Source organism: Pseudomonas sp. GGS8 (assembly GCF_024168645.1).
Lineage (GTDB): Bacteria > Pseudomonadota > Gammaproteobacteria > Pseudomonadales > Pseudomonadaceae > Aquipseudomonas.
This window is the reverse complement of the sequence record NZ_JALJWF010000001.1, coordinates 4,093,544-4,112,341: the sequence shown is the minus strand read 5'-3', so window position 1 is coordinate 4,112,341 and position 18,798 is coordinate 4,093,544. Positions and strand designations below refer to the sequence as shown.

The 18,798-nt window shown below is 61.0% G+C and carries 17 protein-coding genes; 11 read left to right on the top strand and 6 right to left on the bottom strand.

Features of this window, described 5'->3' with window-relative positions; all coding sequences use genetic code 11:
* Positions 1 to 245: 245 nt before the first annotated feature.
* From J3D54_RS18500 to codA, 5 genes are all read left to right on the top strand, one after another.
* Positions 246 to 1,325, top strand: coding sequence for a patatin-like phospholipase family protein (locus tag J3D54_RS18500; RefSeq protein ID WP_253421149.1), 1,080 nt, complete (start codon positions 246 to 248; stop codon positions 1,323 to 1,325).
* A gap of 85 nt (positions 1,326 to 1,410) precedes the next feature.
* Positions 1,411 to 1,767: a 6-carboxytetrahydropterin synthase QueD gene (gene queD / locus J3D54_RS18495; RefSeq protein ID WP_007933061.1), complete on the top strand. Its 357-nt coding sequence runs from the start codon at positions 1,411 to 1,413 to the stop codon at positions 1,765 to 1,767.
* 241 nt (positions 1,768 to 2,008) lie between these two features.
* Positions 2,009 to 2,839 carry an alpha/beta fold hydrolase gene (locus J3D54_RS18490; protein WP_253421147.1) on the top strand — a complete coding sequence of 277 codons (831 nt, stop codon included), beginning with the start codon at positions 2,009 to 2,011 and terminating at the stop codon, positions 2,837 to 2,839.
* Between the two features lie 310 nt (positions 2,840 to 3,149).
* Positions 3,150 to 4,421 (top strand): cytosine permease, encoded by a 1,272-nt coding sequence (gene codB, locus J3D54_RS18485; protein WP_253421143.1) that lies wholly within the window; start codon positions 3,150 to 3,152, stop codon positions 4,419 to 4,421.
* 13 nt (positions 4,422 to 4,434) lie between these two features.
* Positions 4,435 to 5,679 carry a cytosine deaminase gene (gene codA / locus J3D54_RS18480; RefSeq protein ID WP_253421139.1) on the top strand — a complete coding sequence of 415 codons (1,245 nt, stop codon included), beginning with the start codon at positions 4,435 to 4,437 and terminating at the stop codon, positions 5,677 to 5,679.
* 101 nt (positions 5,680 to 5,780) lie between these two features.
* Here the strand turns inward: codA and J3D54_RS18475 are convergent, their stop codons facing one another.
* Positions 5,781 to 6,773: a diaminopimelate epimerase gene (locus tag J3D54_RS18475; RefSeq protein WP_253421137.1), complete on the bottom strand. Its 993-nt coding sequence runs from the start codon at positions 6,771 to 6,773 to the stop codon at positions 5,781 to 5,783.
* A gap of 165 nt (positions 6,774 to 6,938) precedes the next feature.
* On the opposite strand from J3D54_RS18475, the gene J3D54_RS18470 reads away from it, so the two are divergent.
* Complete coding sequence (locus J3D54_RS18470) at positions 6,939 to 8,090, top strand: MFS transporter (RefSeq protein WP_253421135.1); 1,152 nt, start codon at positions 6,939 to 6,941, stop codon at positions 8,088 to 8,090.
* A 61-nt stretch (positions 8,091 to 8,151) separates the two neighbouring features.
* Here the strand turns inward: J3D54_RS18470 and J3D54_RS18465 are convergent, their stop codons facing one another.
* Complete coding sequence (locus J3D54_RS18465; protein ID WP_253421133.1) at positions 8,152 to 9,297, bottom strand: MFS transporter; 1,146 nt, start codon at positions 9,295 to 9,297, stop codon at positions 8,152 to 8,154.
* Between the two features lie 100 nt (positions 9,298 to 9,397).
* Here J3D54_RS18465 and J3D54_RS18460 point away from each other — a divergent pair, with 100 nt between their 5' ends.
* The 3 genes from J3D54_RS18460 (at position 9,398) to J3D54_RS18450 (ending at position 12,972) form a co-directional block, all read left to right on the top strand.
* Positions 9,398 to 10,162 (top strand): helix-turn-helix transcriptional regulator, encoded by a 765-nt coding sequence (locus J3D54_RS18460; protein ID WP_253421132.1) that lies wholly within the window; start codon positions 9,398 to 9,400, stop codon positions 10,160 to 10,162.
* A 93-nt stretch (positions 10,163 to 10,255) separates the two neighbouring features.
* Complete coding sequence (locus J3D54_RS18455) at positions 10,256 to 11,383, top strand: HlyD family secretion protein (protein ID WP_253421129.1); 1,128 nt, start codon at positions 10,256 to 10,258, stop codon at positions 11,381 to 11,383.
* Positions 11,380 to 12,972, top strand: coding sequence for a DHA2 family efflux MFS transporter permease subunit (locus tag J3D54_RS18450; RefSeq protein ID WP_253421127.1), 1,593 nt, complete (start codon positions 11,380 to 11,382; stop codon positions 12,970 to 12,972). The genes J3D54_RS18455 and J3D54_RS18450 overlap by 4 nt, the downstream gene beginning before the upstream one ends.
* A 9-nt stretch (positions 12,973 to 12,981) precedes the next feature.
* Here the strand turns inward: J3D54_RS18450 and J3D54_RS18445 are convergent, their stop codons facing one another.
* From J3D54_RS18445 to J3D54_RS18430, 4 genes are all read right to left on the bottom strand, one after another.
* Positions 12,982 to 13,422: a carboxymuconolactone decarboxylase family protein gene (locus tag J3D54_RS18445; protein ID WP_253421125.1), complete on the bottom strand. Its 441-nt coding sequence runs from the start codon at positions 13,420 to 13,422 to the stop codon at positions 12,982 to 12,984.
* A 184-nt stretch (positions 13,423 to 13,606) separates the two neighbouring features.
* Positions 13,607 to 15,052, bottom strand: coding sequence for a mechanosensitive ion channel family protein (locus J3D54_RS18440; protein WP_253421123.1), 1,446 nt, complete (start codon positions 15,050 to 15,052; stop codon positions 13,607 to 13,609).
* Positions 15,053 to 15,195: 143 nt separating this feature from the next.
* Positions 15,196 to 15,822, bottom strand: a complete 627-nt coding sequence (gene ycaC, locus J3D54_RS18435; protein ID WP_253421121.1) for an isochorismate family cysteine hydrolase YcaC — start codon at positions 15,820 to 15,822, stop codon at positions 15,196 to 15,198.
* Positions 15,823 to 15,947: 125 nt separating this feature from the next.
* Entirely contained in the window at positions 15,948 to 16,814 is an 867-nt protein-coding gene (locus J3D54_RS18430; RefSeq protein WP_253421119.1) for a pirin family protein, read from the bottom strand.
* A 105-nt stretch (positions 16,815 to 16,919) separates the two neighbouring features.
* Between J3D54_RS18430 and J3D54_RS18425 the strand changes: the two genes are divergently transcribed.
* Together J3D54_RS18425 and dkgB are read left to right on the top strand one after the other, a co-directional pair.
* Positions 16,920 to 17,828 (top strand): LysR substrate-binding domain-containing protein, encoded by a 909-nt coding sequence (locus J3D54_RS18425; RefSeq protein ID WP_253421117.1) that lies wholly within the window; start codon positions 16,920 to 16,922, stop codon positions 17,826 to 17,828.
* Between the two features lie 165 nt (positions 17,829 to 17,993).
* Positions 17,994 to 18,797, top strand: coding sequence for a 2,5-didehydrogluconate reductase DkgB (dkgB, locus tag J3D54_RS18420; protein WP_253421115.1), 804 nt, complete (start codon positions 17,994 to 17,996; stop codon positions 18,795 to 18,797).
* Position 18,798: the final 1 nt, after the last annotated feature.

The window sequence follows — 18,798 nt, the reverse complement described above, 5'->3', positions numbered from 1 at the left end:
GTTGCCTACGGAGCGACCTTAGCGATTCGAACTTAACTGAAACTGAATTGCCATCATTGACGATCTCATGCGCCATCGCAGACAAACGCAAAACCTGTGGGAGCGAGCCTGCTCGCGATGACGGTGGCACATTCACTATCTGCGTGACAGTCAGTCCGCTATCGCGAGCAGGCTCGCTCCCACATTGGATTCGTGTACCTACAGAACTCACTTATAATCCCCGCTCGCCAGCCATCGAGACCGGTATGACTGCTATCCACATCAAGTTCCCTTCCCTGACCCTCAAGGCCGGCCCGCGTGCTCTGGCGCGCATCCGTGCCAACGGCTTGAGCGCCGCCGATGTGGGCACGTTGCCGGGTGCCGCCGGTGGCCCGAAAGCGCTGGGGATTCAGGGTCTGGACCTGGCGCTGTTTGGCGAATGGCTGCCGGCGGCGCCCCGGGAGCGTTCGCTGATCGGCGCCTCGGTGGGTTCCTGGCGGTTCGCCAGCGCCTGCCTGCCGGATGCCGCCGAAGGCCTCCGCCGCCTCGGCCATCTGTACACCGGGCAGAACTTCGCCAAGGGCGTGACCATGGCGCAGATCAGCCAGAGCTCCCGGCGCATGCTCGATGACTTGCTCGACGGCCGCGATGCCTCGATTCTGGATAACACCCACTACCGCCTGAACATCATGGTGGTCAAAAGCCACGGTCTGTTGGCAGACGATCATCGTGGCCGACTGGGGCTGGGCCTGTCGTCGGTGATCGCCGACAACCTGCGTGGTCGTGCGCGGCTGTCACGGCATTTTGAGCGGCTGATCATCCACGACCCGCGCCTGGCACCACCGGTCAACGCGCTGAATGACTTCCCGTCGCGCTTCATCTCACTGGATGCCGGCAACCTGCGCCAGGCCCTGCTCGCTTCGGGCTCGATCCCGATGGTCATGCAAGGCGTGCGCGACTTGCCGGGGGCTGGCGCGGGGACGTTCCGCGATGGCGGTCTGCTGGACTATCACCTTGACCTGCCCTACAGCGGCAACGACATCGTGCTGTATCCGCACTTCACCGACAGGGTGATCCCCGGCTGGTTCGACAAGACGCTGCCATGGCGCCGCGCCTGCCCTGAGCGCTTGCAGGATGTTCTGCTGCTGGCCCCGTCGAAGGAATACCTGGCACGCCTGCCCTACGGCAAACTGCCGGACCGCAACGACTTCAAGCGCTTCATGGGGGATGCCCCGAGCCGGCAGAAGTACTGGCGCACGACGATGGATGAAAGCCGTCGCCTGGGCGATGAGTTCCTCGAACTGACCGCCAACGGTCGCCTCGGCGAGCGCTTGCTGACCCTTTAGTCAGTGTTTTGCCCGGAGCTCTGGTAAACTCGCCACCTGCCCATATCGCCGCGGCGATCGCCACCTGAAAGAGCTGAACATCCCTGTGGAAATATTCAAAGAGTTTACCTTCGAATCCGCCCATCGCCTGCCCCACGTACCGGACGGCCACAAGTGCGGCCGCCTGCACGGTCACTCGTTCAAAGTGGCGATTCACCTGAGTGGCGACCTTGATCCGCACACCGGCTGGATCCGCGATTTCTCGGAAATCAAAGAGATCTTCAAGCCGCTCTACGAGCGCCTGGACCACAACTACCTGAACGACATTCCCGGCCTGGAAAACCCGACCAGCGAAGTGCTGGCCAAGTGGATCTGGAATGAGTTGAAGCCGTTGTTGCCGGAACTCAGCGCAATCCGCATCCACGAGACCTGCACCAGCGGTTGCATCTATCGCGGCGAGTAAACCAATCCCAGGCACAACAGAAATCCCTGTGGGAGCTGGCTTGCCTGCGATGGCATCAACTCGGTTCGACGTTAAACCGGGCCGTCTGCATCGTCGGATCGCCGCCCGGGGCAAGCCCGCTCCCTCACAAGCCAGCTCCCACAGGGAGAATGCGTTTCGTCAGTGATATGAAAAACAGCCTTCAATGGCTGTTTTTTTATGCCTATGCTTTTGGCCTCGCACACGCCAAAAGGACACCCCCATGACTGACTGGCCGCTGGCTCAAACCTATCGTTTCAACGGGCACTCCGTCCGCTACGCCGTACGGGGTGACGGCCCGCCGCTAGTGTTTGTGCATGGCACGCCCTTCTCCTCTTATGTGTGGCGCCGGATTGCCCCGCACTTCATCACCACGCACCGGGTGTACTACTTCGATTTGCTGGGTTACGGGCAATCCGCACAGCCGGACGGCGATGTGTCGCTGGGCGTGCAAAACCAACTGTTGGCGCAATTGCTGGAGCACTGGGGCCTGGAACGACCAGACGTGGTGGCCCACGATTTCGGCGGTGCCACGGCGTTGCGTGCACACCTGCTCAATGGCAAGGATTACCGCAGCCTGACACTGATCGACCCGGTGGCGCTGTCGCCCTGGGGCTCGCCGTTCGTGCAGCATGTGCGTCAGCATGAAGCGGCGTTCAGCGGGCTGCCTGATTACATTCAACGGGCGATTGTGCCGACCTATATTCGTGGCGCGATCAAGCGCGAGATTTCCGATCAGGAGCTGGCGCCTTACGTGCAGCCCTGGCTGGGTGATTCGGGGCAAACGGCGTTCTATCGGCAGATCGCGCAGATGGATGAGCGTTATACCCGCGAGGTCGAAACGCTGTACCCGACGGTTCGCTGCCCGGTGCAGATTCTTTGGGGAGAAGACGATCAGTGGATTCCCATTGAGCGCGGGCGGGCGTTGCATCAGATGATTGCCGGGTCGCAGTTTCACCCCATCGCCAATGCCGGCCACCTGGTGCAGGAGGATGCACCGGAGGCGATCATGACGGCGATATTGCGGTTTCTGCCGTTGGCACAGAACGCCTGATCGACGGAGACCCTGTGGCGAGGGGGCTTGTCGGAACGCCGCATCGCCCCGTTGGGTCTCGAAGCGGCCCCAAAATCTCTGATATACCAAAGATCTTGTGAGCGCTACGCACTCAAACGGGGGCAAGCCCCCTCGCCACAGGACTTTGTGACTACCTGATTGCTGCGTCCCAATTTGAACCACAGCCGCACTGCTTTCGTGCCCCTCTTCAGGCCAAATCCGCCTGCTCGGCTATAAATAACAACACCCTCGCGCCATTGGCACGAGCACTGCAACACCCTCGCGTCCTCCATCCAGCAGGGAATGCCACATGACGCAGAACGATCCGGGCAACGATTACCCCTTAAGCGAAGTCCCGATGCATGCCCGCAAGGGGCTTGCCTCCACGGCCATGGTGCTGCTGGGTTTTACCTTCTTCACGGCGACCATGTTTGCCGGCGGCAAGCTGGGGGTGGCGTTCAGTTTCAGCGAGATGCTGACGGTGATCATCATCGGCAATCTGCTGCTGGGGATTTACGCCGCCGGGCTTGGCTACATCGCCTTCAAAAGCGGCCTCAACTCGGCACTGATGGGCCGTTTCTGCTTCGGCGAAGTGGGCAGCAAGCTCAGCGACCTGATCCTCGGCTTCACCCAGATTGGCTGGTACGCCTGGGGCACCGCGACCGCCGCCGTGGTCCTCGGCAAATATTTCCAACTGAGCGATGGCACCGTTCTGGGGCTGATGGTGCTGTTCGGCCTGGGCTTTTGCGCCACGGCGTACATCGGCTATCGCGGGCTGGAGATTCTGTCGTACATCGCCGTACCCGCCATGATGTTGCTGCTGATGCTGTCGATGTGGGTCGCGACGGTGAAGGTCGGCGGGCTCGACGGTTTGCTCGCGGTGGTGCCGACGGCAACACTGGACTGGTCGACCGCGATTACCCTGGTATTCGGCACCTTCGTCAGTGGCGCGACTCAGGCGACCAACTGGACACGCTTCTCCCGTTCGGCGCGGGTCGCGGTGCTGGCGAGCCTGATCGGCTTTTTCATCGGTAATGGCTTGATGGTGTTGATCGGTGCCTATGGCGCCATCGTCTACCAGCAACCGGACGTGGTCGAAGTGCTGTTGCTGCAAGGCTTCGCCATGGCCGCGATGGCGATGTTGCTGCTCAATATCTGGAGCACTCAGGACAACACCATCTACAACTTCGCCGTCGCCGGCTGCAACCTGCTGCGCACCGGCCGGCGCAAAACCGTGACCCTGGCCGGCGCGGTGATCGGCACCCTGCTGGCGCTGCTGGGCATGTATGACATGCTGGTGCCTTACCTGATTCTGCTGGGCACGGTGATTCCACCGATTGGCGGGGTGATCATGGCCGACTTTTTCTTCCGCTATCGCGGTCAATATCCACGCTTGGCCGATGTTCGGTTGCCGGCGTTCAACTGGCCTGGCCTGAGCGCTTATGCCGTCGGCACCGTCGCGGCATTCAGCTCCCCGTGGGTCGCGCCACTGGTAGGGATTGCCGCAGCCGCGCTAACGTATGTGCTATTGACCGGCGTACTCGGCGCTCGAACCGCCAACGCACCATTACAAGATCTCTAAAAGGACTCGCCTGATGCACATCATCAACGCCCGCCTGCGCAACCAAGAAGGCCTGCATGAGTTGCACCTGGAAAACGGCCTGATTCACAGCATCGCCCGGCAAACCGAAGCCCCGTCACTGGGGCCGGATGACCTGGACGCCGACGGTAATCTGGTGGTGCCGCCCTTCGTCGAACCACACATTCACCTCGACGCCACCCTGACTGCCGGCGAACCGCGCTGGAACATGAGCGGCACGCTGTTCGAAGGCATTGAGTGCTGGGGCGAACGCAAGGCCACCATCACTCAGGAAGACACCAAGACCCGCGCCAAAAAAACCATCCAGACCCTCGCCGCCCACGGCATTCAGCACGTGCGCACCCACGTCGATGTCACCGACCCGGAGCTGACCGCGCTCAAGGCGATGCTCGAAGTCCGCGAGGAAAGCCGCCACCTGATCGACCTGCAAATCGTCGCGTTCCCCCAGGAAGGCATCGAGTCGTACCGCAACGGGCGCGAGTTGATGGAAGAAGCGATCCGCCTGGGTGCCGATGTGGTCGGCGGCATTCCGCATTTCGAATACACCCGGGATCAAGGCGTGAGCTCGGTGAAGTTCCTGATGGACCTGGCTGAACGCACTGGCTGCCTGGTGGACGTGCATTGCGACGAAACCGACGACCCGCACTCGCGCTTCCTTGAAGTGCTGGCCGAAGAAGCGCGCAGCCGCGACATGGGTTCGCGCGTCACCGCCAGCCACACCACGGCGATGGGCTCCTACGACAATGCTTACTGCGCGAAACTGTTTCGCCTGCTCGGGCATTCGGGAATCAGCTTTGTTTCCTGCCCCACCGAAAGCATTCACCTGCAAGGCCGCTTCGACAACTTCCCGAAACGCCGTGGCGTGACCCGGGTGAATGAGTTGCTCGAAGCGGGGATGAACGTGTGTTTCGGTCAGGACTCGATCGTCGACCCGTGGTATCCGTTGGGCAATGGCAACATCCTGCGGGTGCTCGAGGCCGGTTTGCACATCTGCCACATGCTCGGTTATCGCAATTTGCAGAGTGCGCTGGACCTGGTCACGGACAACAGTGCCAAGGCCATGGCGTTGGGAGATCGGTATGGGCTGGAACCGGGGCGGCCGGCGAATCTGCTGATTCTGTCGGCGGACAGCGATTACGAGGTGATCCGTAGTCAGGGGCTGCCGCTGTATTCGATTCGCGAGGGCAAGGTGTTGATGAAGCGGCAGATGCCGGTGGTGGAATGGGCGGATCGGTTTTAAATTTTCGCTGACAGTGCGGACGTCATCGCGGGCAAGCCCGCTCCCACAGGGATCACGCTGAACCTGTGGGAGCGGGCTTGCCCGCGATGGCGATCTTGAATTCACTCCATCAACCGCGCCGTCCCAAACAACCTGACCCGACTCAATTCGCCCTTCACTTCCTCCAGCAGAATCGGCGCCGTGCCGCCGGGCATGAGCACTTGCACTTCCCCGGCCGTCACCCAACCCACTCGCCACGCCGCGCACGCCACCGCACTGGCGCTGGTGCCCGACGACGCGGTCGGCCCTTCGCCACGCTCGAACACCCGCGCAACGATTCGCCCCTCGGACTCAAGCATCGCCCACTGCAGGTTCAGCCCTGCCGCACACGGCTGCCCTGCTCCGGTCGGCATGGCATAGGCAATGCGGGTCAATCCGCCAGACAACCCCGGTTCACGCATTTGCTCATTACTGGGCAATGCATCGGCGCCTGTCACCAACGTCACGCAATGGGGATTACCGATACGCACGAACTGACTGCGGTGCCAGGCAGGGTCGAGCGCAGACAACGGCCGCACATGACTGACTTCACGACCATTCAACATCACCGGTTCAACCCCTTGCGCGGCCACTGCTTGCGGCCCGAACGAGGGTTTTCCCAAGTCCAGCCAGAACCCTTGCACGCCATCAATCTCGGCGGATTTCACCGGAGTCGCCACTGGCGAGAGCGCATCGCTCTTGTCGTGATGAACCCTGAGCAGGCAAGCCTCCTCCCTCGGCATCAGCCCTTGTTCACTCAGGGCCTGGGAAAAAATCGTCAGACCATTGCCACTGCGTTCGGCCAGGGAACCGTCGGTGTTGACGATCAACAGGTCAAAAGGCGGCGACGATTGAAACGGCCCCACCAGCAGACCATCGCAACGATGCGCCTTGCTGCCGGACGGTTGTGTGCCGGGAGGCCAGCTACAGAACGCCTCAATGGCCGACAAGGCCCAGGCCTCACGGGTTTGCGCCGCCTGGCTGGCCTGTTCAGGCAGGTCGATACCGATACCGCGCAGGGCGTCAGGCGCCACGACCGCGTAGATATTGCCTCGAGCATCGTACATCCGCGTCATGGCGCCCCCTGTATGAACAATTGATGCGTCGACAATATCGCGAAACAACGGCTGGCTGTGCAAGGATGTCACCCTGACTGCTGCCCCTCCCGAACGTGGTGATAGAACCCCTTTGCGGTTGTTCACTGTCCTTTGGGGACGCGACGTTTTTTGCCAAGGATCAATATGACCAGCCTCAACACCCAAGCCGCCTTCGTCCCCGGACGCCTGGAACAGATGTCCACGCGCATCGCCTTTTTCATCGCCGGTTTCGGCATCGCGGCCTGGGCGCCGCTGGTGCCTTACGCCAAGGCGCGGGCCGGGCTGGATGAAGGCACCCTCGGGCTGTTGCTGTTGTGCCTGGGGGTGGGCTCGATTCTGTCGATGCCGATGGCCGGGATTCTGGCGACGCGTTTCGGCTGCCGCCGGGTGTTGAGCGGCGGCACCTTGTTGATCTGCGCGGCACTGCCGCTATTGGCGACGGTGTCTTCGATTCCGGCGTTGATCGCAGTGTTGTTCATGTTCGGCGCGGGCCTGGGCACGGTGGATTCGACGGTGAATCTGCAAGCGGTGATCGTCGAACGGGCCAGCGGCAAGACCATGATGTCGGGGTTTCATGGGCTGTTCAGCCTCGGCGGGATCATCGGCGCGGCGGGTGTCAGCGCCCTGCTCGGTTTGGGTTTTTCGCCGCTGGGTGCGATGTGCGTGGTGATCGTGGTGCTGGTGCTGGCATTGTTTAAAGCCGCGCCGCACCTGTTGCCTTACGGCAGTGAAAGCTCCGGCCCGGCATTTGCCGTGCCCCACGGCATCGTGCTGTTTATCGGCGGGATGTGCTTCATCGTGTTCCTGGCCGAAGGCGCGGCGCTCGACTGGAGCGCGGTGTTCCTGGCGCAGGAGCGCGGCATCGACACGGCGTATGCAGGCCTGGGTTATGCGGCGTTTGCGCTGACCATGACGCTCGGGCGCTTGACCGGCGACAGGATTGTTCGGCGTCTTGGTTATACGCGAGTGATTGTGTTCGGTGGCTTGATGGCCGCGTCGGGCCTGGCGTTGGCGACATTCGCACCGGCATGGGAAGCGGCGCTGGTGGGTTATGCGCTGCTGGGGGCTGGCTGTTCGAACATTGTGCCGGTGCTGTACACCGCCGTCGGCAAACAGACCGTCATGCCCGAAAGCATTGCCGTGCCGGCCATTACCACGTTGGGTTATGCCGGGATTCTCGCCGGGCCGGCGGTGATCGGTTTTATCGCCCATGGCAGCAATTTGAGTTTTGCCTTTGGGTTGATGGCGGTGTTGCTGGTGGCTGTGGCCATTGGCGGGAAGGTGTTGAAGGTTTAAAAGCTTCGCGGGCAAGCCTCGCTCCTACAGATTTGCGTCGTTCGCCGACAATGCGAACGACTCAATCCGTAGGAGCGAGGCTTGCCCGCGAATGAGTCCCCGCCAATAGCAAGGCCAGCGCACCGCACAACATCAAGGTTTCACCCAACGCCTGACTCCAGGCTGCCAACATCAGCCCACCGCCGATCAACAGGTAGTACAACAAACCGAACAGTGCGCCAGCAGTGCCCAGTCGATCGCCGTAATTCGCCAAGGCCGAGCCGAGGATATTCGGGATTGCCATACCGAACGCCAGTACCACCAGCAACATCGCCAGCACGAACAGACCACTGTCCTGCATCAGCCATACGCCGAAACCACCCAGCAATGCCAACAACGCCGCAAACCGGATCAGCCGCGGACCACTCACCCCTCGATGGAGCAAGCGCTTGTTGAGCCAGGCGCCAAGACCGGAGCCCAAGGCCAGGATCACACCGCTGTAACCAAACAGCTGTGCACTCAAGCCCAGTCGCTCGAATATGAAGGGGCCGAGGCTGTAGTAGCTGAACAAGGCAACATTGAATAACGCCACCAATAGCGTCGAACGCCAGATATCGCGGTCTTGCAGCATCTGCCACAGTGTCTCGAACAGGTTGGCCGTGGTCAGGTGCTGTGGTCGGGTTTCCGGTAACGTGCGCCAGCACCACAGCAACAATCCAAGGGACAGTAGCAACAGACAGCCCTGCACGCCGCGATATCCAAAAGCTTGCACCAGGCTCGCACCGCTGAATAAGCCGATCGCCGGACTCGCGGCAAGGGCGATACCCATCACCGAAAACACCTGCGCCAGTTCCGCGCCCTTGAAGCGGTCGCGCAGCAGGGTTTGCGTCACCACCGAGCCGACCGCCGCGCCAAACGCAGCCAGCACCTGAGCCACCAGCAGCGCGCTGAAGGTGCTGACACTCAGCGCCATCACCGTCACGCCGACGTACAACATCAGGCCGGCGAGCATCGAGGGGCGACGGCCAATACGGTCGCACACCCGACCCCACACTACTACGCCGAATGCAAAGGCCACAAAATACACCGACAGCGTTTGCGCCGCCGCTTGGGGGCTAACGGCAAACACCTGAGCGATATCCGCCAACGCCGGGCTGTAAAGGGTTTGGGCGATTTGCGCAAACATCAGCAAGGCAATAGCCAGCACCAGCAGATTTCTGGAATTCATCACGACTTCACTCCTCAAGAAAAAACTGCCGAGGAGTTTAAGAAGCCGTGGCTGACGTATTATCCAAATCCTGACAATTAATCGTTGAAATCGGACAACCATGGCCTGGCTCGATGCCGATGCACCATTCGACCCCGACACCTTCCCGGCACCGGTTATCGGTATCGCTGCGACCCTGGGCGATCACGATTCCGGGCTTCATCGACACGCGCGCGGGCAGTTGTTGTTCACGCGTCAGGGCTGCATGCGCATCACGCTGACGCAGCAATTGTGCCTATTGCCGCCGTCCCGCGCGGCATGGATTCCGCCGGGCATCATTCACTGCGCAGTGATGAAACAGAGCGTGGACTATCGATCCATTTACCTGAAACCCGAGTTATGCGCCGAACTACCGCCACAGGTTTGCGTCATTGAAGTCAGCCCGCTGCTGCGAGCGGTGCTGGAACCGATCGCCAGGGCCGACTTCGACACCGATTGGCAGCAGGGCAAGTTTGTCCACCTGTTGGGTCTGTGCCGGAGCGAAATACGCGATGCCGCACAACAACCGATGCTCTTGCCTCTGCCTCGGGACAAGCGTCTGGCGCCACTGCTCGCAACACCAGAGCAACTGCCGCCGGAGCTCCAGGTTCTGGAAAGACAGATCGGTGCCAGCGGCCGCACGATCAGTCGAATTTTCCAGCGCGAAACCGGCGTGAGCTATCAGCAATGGCGCCAACAGTGGCGGTTGATGCGCGCCATGGAATTACTCGCAACCGGACGCAACCTCAGTTACAGCGCATTTGAACTAGGGTTTGCCAGCGACAGCGCGTTCATTGCGTTCTTCAAGGACATGACCGGCATCACCCCTGGCGCGTGGCTTAGATAAGCGACGACTGGCTGCAGAAACCTATTGCAACACAATATTACCTGCATCATATTACATCAGTAATAAAGCACTGTTTCTCACAGGTATTTGTCCATGACCAGCATGCCCAGCCTTGAACCCGACCTTGCTGTCACGGTGACCCCACCCAAGCCTCCCCTGCTCAAACGGCTGATGCTGCTGACGGCGACCATCGCGGCCGTGGTGTTCATTGGGCTGTACGCGACCCATTGGTGGACCGCCGGACGTTTCATTGAAGAAACCGACGATGCCTACATCGGCGGTGATGTCACGGTGATCGGCCCGAAAGTCGCAGGCTATATTGAAGAAGTGCTGGTGACCGACAACCAGAAGGTCAAGGCCGGCGATGTATTGATCCGGCTCGATGCCCGCGACTATCGCGCCAGCCTGGCCAAGGCCGAAGGCGCGGTGGCCGCTGAAGAAGCGCTGCTCGCCAATCTCGACGCCACCGAACAACTGCAGCACGCAGTGATCGGCCAGGCCCGCGCCGGCATTGATGCCGCGGGCGCCGAAACCGCGCGCTCGCGCGACGATAACGCCCGCTACAAACGCCTGGTGGGCAGCAATGCCGTCTCGGTGGAAAGCGCGCAACGGGCCGACGCTACCTTCAAGACTGCCCAAGCGCAGAGTGCCCGGGCCCAGGCCGAATTGCTGGCCGCGCAACGCCAGTTGAACGTGATCGAAACCCAGAAGCAGCAAGCCCGCGCTGCGTTGATACAGGCGCGGGCCGAGCGTGAAATAGCGCAGTTGAACGTCGGCTACACCGAGTTGAAAGCCCCCGTCGACGGCGTGATCGGCAATCGTCGGGCGCGGGTTGGCGCTTACGCCCAGGCCGGTTCGCAACTGTTGTCGGTGGTGCCGTCCAACGGGTTATGGGTCGATGCCAATTTCAAGGAAGACCAACTGTCGCGGATGACCCCAGGCCAGCGTGTGATCGTTCATGCCGACGTGCTCAAAGGTCATGAATTCCACGGTCACCTGGACAGCCTGGCGCCGGCCAGCGGTTCGCAGTTCAGCGTGCTCCCACCGGAAAACGCCACCGGTAACTTCACCAAAATTGTCCAACGGGTGCCGGTGCGGATCCTGCTCGACCCGGCGGATGGCGTACTCGGTCACCTGCGCCCCGGCTTGTCGGTGACCGCCGAAGTGGACACCCGCGCCGAGCCTGAAGCTCAAACCCCGGCCGTGGCCAGCGCACCATGAGCCGCGCCCTCGCCGCCCCCGCGCAACCGTTCAACGCCGCCAACATGGCGACGGCGACCAAGGTGTTCGCCTTCGCCACGATGTGTATCGGCATGTTCATTGCGTTGCTGGATATCCAGATCGTCTCGGCGTCGCTGCGTGACATCGGCGGCGGGCTCTCGGCCGGCACCGACGAAACCGCCTGGGTGCAGACCAGTTACCTGATCGCCGAAATCATCGTGATTCCGCTGTCAGGCTGGTTGTCCCGGGTGTTCTCAACCCGTTGGCTGTTCTGCGCCTCGGCAATTGGTTTCACCCTGGCCAGCCTGCTCTGCGGCGTGGCCTGGAACATCCAGAGCATGATCGCCTTCCGCGCCCTGCAAGGGTTTCTCGGTGGCTCGATGATTCCTCTGGTGTTCACCACCGCGTTCTTTTTCTTCACCGGCAAGCAACGGGTGATCGCCGCCGCGACCATCGGCGCCGTGGCCTCACTGGCACCGACGCTGGGGCCGGTGATCGGTGGCTGGATCACTGACATTTCGTCCTGGCACTGGCTGTTCTACATCAACCTGGTACCGGGGATTTTCGTCGCGGTGGCAGTGCCGATGCTGGTGAAAATCGACCAGCCGGAATTGTCGTTGCTCAAGGGCGCCGATTACCTGAGCATGCTGTTGCTGGCGGTGTTTCTCGGCTGCCTGGAATACACCCTCGAAGAAGGCCCGCGCTGGAACTGGTTCAGCGACAGCACGATTCTGACCACCGCGTGGATCAGCGGCCTGGCCGGATTGGCCTTCATCGGTCGAACCTTGCACGTGGCCAACCCGATCGTCGATCTGCGCGCCTTGAAGGACCGCAACTTCGCCCTCGGCTGTTTCTTTTCGTTCGTCACCGGGATCGGCCTGTTCGCGACGATTTACCTGACGCCGCTGTTTCTCGGCCGAGTGCGTGGCTACAGCGCGCTGGACATTGGCCTGGCGGTTTTTTCCACCGGGGTGTTCCAGATTATGGCGATTCCGCTGTACGCCTTTCTGGCCAATCGCATCGACCTGCGCTGGATCATGATGACCGGCCTTGGGCTGTTCGCCCTGTCGATGTGGGATTTCAGCCCGATCACCCATGACTGGGGGGCTAGAGAATTGATGCTGCCGCAAGCCTTGCGCGGAATCGCGCAACAACTGGCGGTGCCGCCGGCGGTGACCCTGACCCTGGGAGGACTGGCGCCAGCGCGGCTTAAACATGCTTCGGGGTTATTCAACCTGATGCGTAACCTTGGCGGCGCGATGGGCATCGCCGCGTGCGCGACGATTCTCAATGACCGCACCAACCTGCACTTCACCCGGTTGGCGGAGAACCTCAACAGCACCAACGAAGCCCTCAATCAGTGGCTGTTACAGGTCGGCCATAACTTCGCCGCCCTCGGCCAGAGCGGTGACATCGGCGTCACCGCCAGCCTGCATCAGCTATGGCTGCTGACCTACCGCGAAGCGCAGACGCAAACCTACGGCGACGCGTTCCTGATGATCATGGTCTGCTTCATTCTCGCCACGGCGATGGTGCCCCTGATGCGCAAGGTGCAACCACCGGCCGCGCCGAGTGCCGATGCTCATTGAGCCTGCTTGTTACTCCTGAGGCATCTTGCGGAAACCCACGGCCAGGCGGTTCCAGCTGTTGATGGTGGAAATCGCCACGGTCAGGTCGATCATTTCCTTGGGGCTGAACTCGGCGCTGAGCAGTGCATAGTCTTCGTCCGGCGCATGGGTCAGGCTCAGTTGGGTCAAGGACTCGGTCCAGGCCAGTGCGGCGCGCTCGCGATGGGTGAAAAACGGTGCCTCGCGCCAGGCGGTCACGGCGAACAGTCGACGTGGCGTTTCCCCGTCCTTGATGGCATCGGCAGTGTGCATGTCGATGCAGAAGGCGCAGCCGTTGATCTGCGACGCGCGCAGCTTGACCAGCTCGATCAGTGACTTTTCCAAGGGCAGCTTCGAGACAGCGGTTTCCAGGGCCATCATGGCCTTGAGGGCGTCCGGGGAGGCGGTGTAGAAATCGATACGAGTTTGCATGGTGAGCTCCAATCACAGTGGGTGTTGGCGCTACGTTAATGCGGACCTCAGGTTGAACAAATAGCCAATTATTGGGAAGTTGAGGATGCCAATAGACCAGAAGGTTTTCAGTGACGGTGACAGCGCCGACGCCTTCGCGAGCAGGAGCAGGGTCGCGAAGGCGTCGGCACAGGCAATCAACCTATCAGTGGCTACGGCTGCGCAACCACTGCAAAAACCCCTTCTTCGGCGCCACCTTCGGAACCTCCTGCATCAACGTCTGAGCCGTGTGCATACGGAAATCCAGCAAGGACTTCATCGCCTCATTGATGTCATGACGCGCATCCAGGCACGGCTTGAGGTATTCCTTCTCGATGCGATAAAGCGTGCAAAAGGTCTTGGCCGTAAAGTCGGCGAGCGCCGATTCATCGGAAAGAATCCCGGCCTCGCCAATCACCTCCCCCGGCCCCATACGCCCGGCTTCGAACTGGGTGCCGCCACGGCTCAGGGCCACTGACACCACGCCAGACTCGATAATGAACAGGTGATCGCTGACCTCCCCTGCCGGCAGGATCATCTCCCCGGCGCGGAAGGTTTGCAGCGTCATATTCTGGCTGAAGGTTTCTTTCTCTTCCTGACGCAGGGTCGAGAAGATGGTCGAGCTATCCAACAGCGCCCGCGACCGCGACAAGGCAGCCGGCCCACTGGGTTCAACGCTCGACAACAGGCTGACACCGGACGCCTGCAAGTGCCGGAACGCCAGATCGAACAGCTGATTACGTACCATGCGTTTCTGCTCCATGGAGACCACGAAGCCGCTGATTTCATACTCCACACCGGTGCTGTCGGAGCTTTTCAACGCCACGCACGGTGCCGGTTTGTTCAGCAGAAAGCGGCAGCCCTGCATGGCCCGATCCAGCGCATCGATCACCGTTTGCGGACGAGCGTGGGGGCTCACTTGCAAGCTGATCGAGACGCCGAAAATATCGCTGGGGCGGCTGAAGTTGATGATCTTGGCCTTGGCCGCCAGGGAGTTGGGAATCACCGCCATGCTGCCTTGGGCGGTTTGCAGGCGCGTGGCGCGCCAGTCAATGTCGGTGACCCGGCCTTCGGTGCCATCGATAGAGATCCAGTCATCCAGTTGATAGGGTTTGGTGGTGTTCAAGACGATCCCGGAGAACACGTCGCTGAGGGTGCTTTGCAGGGCCAGGCCGACGATGATCGCCAAGGCACCGGACGTCGCCAGTACGCCCTTGACCGGCAACTCCAACACGTAAGCCAGGGCGGCGATGACCGCGATCAGGAAAATCACCGCACCGAGCAGGTCCTGCAACAAGCGCCCGGTGTGCCCGACCCGTTGCATCATCAGCGTGCCGATCAATACCGTCAGGGTGCGCGCCGCATACAACCACCAGCCGATCTGCAAACCGGTTGCCGCCAGGTGCAATGGCACATTGTCGGCCCACGGCGCTGGCGCCATGGGGTTCAAACCTTCATTGAACAGCAGCACGCTGAACAGCGAGAAAATCACCAGCCGCACAGCCAGTTTCCAGTTACTGCCACTGGCCGTAATCAAGCGCCACAACACCAGATCGATCAGGATCAGGACCAGCGCGCACAGCAACGGATGATCGGTGAGCAGTGACAGCATCAAGTAACTCCAGCAATAGTACGGATGGGCACAGTGTAGGAGGATTTGATGTCTTCAGAACAACACAAAACACTGTGGGAGCGGCGGTGCGGCGATCCGACTTGCCCGCTCCCACAGGTTATGTGTGTATGTGCTGCCAGGGTTTACTTGGCGTTGGTCAGGGTGTTGTAGCTGGTCATCAGGTTGCGGTAGTCCGGGATGTGGTTGGAGAACAGAGTCGCCAGACCTTCCACATCGTTGCGCCAGTCGCGATGCAGTTCACAGGCCAGGCCGAACCAGGTCATCAGCTGGGCACCCGAGGACGACATGCGATCCCACGCCGATTGACGGGTCAGTTCGTTGAACGTGCCGGAAGCGTCGGTCACCACGAACACTTCAAAGCCTTCGGCCAGGGCCGACAGTGCCGGGAATGCCACGCAGACTTCGGTCACCACCCCGGCAATGATCAACTGTTTCTTGCCGGTGGCCTTGATCGCCTTGACGAAGTCTTCGTTGTCCCAGGCGTTGATCTGGCCAGGGCGAGCGATGTACGGCGCGTCCGGGAACAGCGCCTTGAGTTCCGGCATCAGCGGGCCGTTGGGGCCGGTTTCGAAACTGGTGGTCAGAATCGTCGGCAGCTTGAAGTACTTGGCCAGGTCGGCCAGGGCCAGTACGTTGTTCTTGAAGCGATCCGGGTCGATGTCACGCACCAGAGAAAGCAGGCCCGCCTGGTGATCGACCAGCAGAACGGCGGCGTTATCCTTGTCGAGACGTTTGTAGGAAGTAGTCATGGGGTAATCCTCGCTTTTAATTGATGCCGAACGGGCCGGCGTAAGTGACTCTGATTGTTCGTTTAAACGCGCCAGGCAGGCGTAGTCAGCCAAGCCCGACGCACCACAGCACTACTGCATTGAATTCAATCGCTCATCCGGCCGAACCGGCCGGACTGGAAGTCGGCGAAGGCCTGGTGAATCTCCTGCTCGCTGTTCATTACAAACGGGCCGTGGCCGACGATGGGTTCGTCGATCGGCTCGCCGCTGAGCAGCAGCACGACTGCATCGTTGTTGGCTTCCAGGCTGAGCTGATCACCGTTGCGCTCGAACAATGCCAACTGCCCTTCTCGCACCAGTTCCTTTTGATTGACCTGAACCGTGCCGCGCAGCACCACCAGTGCCGTGTTGCGCCCTTCATGCAGATCCAGGGTCAGCAACTTGCCGCCGTTCAAGCGCATATCCCACACGTCGATCGGCGTGAAAGTTCGCGCCGGGCCTTTGTGGCCGTCGAACTCACCGGCGATCAAGCGCAGGCTGCCGGCGTTGTTTTTCAGCGGGAGGCGCGCAATGTCGCCGTCGAGAATCGTCTGGTAGCCGGGCTCGGCCATCTTGTCCCTGGCCGGCAAGTTGACCCACAGCTGCACCATTTCCAGGGTGCCACCGGTTTTGGCGAAACCTTCGGAGTGAAACTCTTCATGAACAATCCCCGAAGCCGCGGTCATCCATTGCACATCGCCAGGGCCGATCTTGCCGCCGCTGCCGGTGGAGTCACGGTGTTCCAGCTCACCCTTGTAGACGATCGTCACGGTTTCAAACCCGCGGTGCGGATGCTGACCCACGCCACGACGCTCGGTGGTCGGGGTGAAATCGGCGGGACCGGCGTGATCCAGCAGCAGGAACGGGCTGATGTGTTTGCCCAGGTTGTCGTAGGAAAACAGCGTGCGAACCGGAAAACCGTCGCCGACCCAGTGAGGTCGCGGGCTGGTGTAGATGCCGATGATGTTTTTCATCTTTGCCTCCGAATCTGTTGTGTGACGCGATGGACAAAGCTTAAAACCACGACAATTTGTGCGGTAGACTGCAAAAATCAGCCTTAGCGTTCTATTTGGAGAACGATGGTGGAAGACCTCAACACCCTCTACTACTTCACTCAAGTGGTGGAACACCGCGGTTTCGCCCCGGCCGGGCGCGCGCTGGACATGCCCAAATCCAAGCTCAGCCGGCGCATCGCCGAGCTTGAAGAGCGCCTGGGCGTGCGCCTGCTGCACCGCAGCAGTCGGCATTGCTCGCTGACCGAAATCGGCCAGGCTTATTACCAGCGCTGCCTGGCCATGCGGGTGGAAGCCGAAAGCGCCGCCGAACTGATCGAACGCAACCGTTCCGAACCCCAAGGCGTGGTGCGCATCAGTTGCCCTACCGCGCTGCTGAACACCTGGGTCGGGCCGATGCTGACTCGCTATATGCTCAAATACCCGTTGGTGGAGTTGTTCATCGAAAGCACCAACCGCCGAGTCGATCTGATCCACGAGGGGATCGACATCGCCCTGCGAGTACGCTTTCCACCGCTGGAAAACACCGACATGGTGATGAAGGTGCTGGGCAACAGCACCCAATGCCTGGTGGGCAGCCCGGCATTCGCGCAACGTCTGTCGTCACCGGCCACGCCGGCAGATCTCAGCGGTTTGCCGAGCGTGCACTGGGGTAGCGCGCAGCGTGAATATCAGTGGGAATTGTTTGGCGCCGACGGCGCCAGCGCGCTGATTCGGCATACCCCGCGAATGGTCACCGATGACTTGCTGGCCTTGCGTCACGCGGTGCTCGCCGGGATCGGCATCGCCCACCTGCCCAAAGTGGTGGTGCGTGATGACATTGCTGCCGGTCGCCTGGTGGAACTGGTGCCGGGCTGGACACCCAAGTGCGGGATCGTGCATGCGATCTTCCCTTCACGCCGCGGACTGCTGCCGTCGGTGCGCACCTTGATCGACTTTCTCGGTGAGGAATTCAGTCATAGCGATATGGCTTAGGGCTGGACCGCGTCGCGATGGCGCCAGACCAGACACCATCAATGCAACTGCCCCCCACCCATTCATGACTTGCGGTAAACAGTGCTTTGCCAAACCAGCGGTTTTTCTCAAGGGTCCAGCCGGGGATACTCCCGCCCATTCCAACTGCAAACCCTGGAGTCATTGATGTCTATTCCCGCATTCGGTCTTGGTACGTTTCGCCTGCAAGGCCAAGTGGTCATCGATTCGGTAAGCACCGGTCTTGAGCTGGGTTACCGGGTCATCGACACCGCGCAAATCTACGAAAACGAGGCCGAAGTCGGCCAGGCTATCGCTGCCAGCGGCATTGCCCGTGAAGAGTTGTTCATCACCAGCAAAATCTGGGTCGCCAATTTTGCCAAGGACCGGTTGATCGACAGCCTCAAAGAGAGCCTGGATAAGCTGCAAACCGACTATCTGGACCTGACGCTGATCCACTGGCCGTCGCCGGAGGATCAGGTGCCGGTCGAAGAATTCATGGGCGCGCTGCTCGAAGCCAAACGACTGGGCCTGACCCGCCGGATTGGCGTGTCGAACTTCACCGTCGACCTGATGAAGCAAGCCATCGCTGCGGTCGGCGCCGAGAACATTGCCACCAACCAGATCGAGCTGCACCCGTACCTGCAAAACCGCAAGGTCGTCGAATTCGCGCAAAGCCAAGGCATCCAGATCACCTCTTACATGACCCTGGCCTACGGCGAAGTGCTGAAAGATCCGGTCATCCAGCAGATCGCCGATCGTCTTCAGGCAACCCCCGCCCAGGTTACGCTGGCCTGGGCCATGCAACTGGGGTACGCGGTGATCCCCTCTTCCACCAAACGCGCCAACTTGCAAAGCAATCTGCACGCCTGCGCCCTGACCCTGAGCGCCGCCGACATGGCGCTGATCGCGGGCCTGGATCGTGGCCAGCGGCTGACCAGTCCCAACGGCATTGCGCCGCAGTGGGATTGAG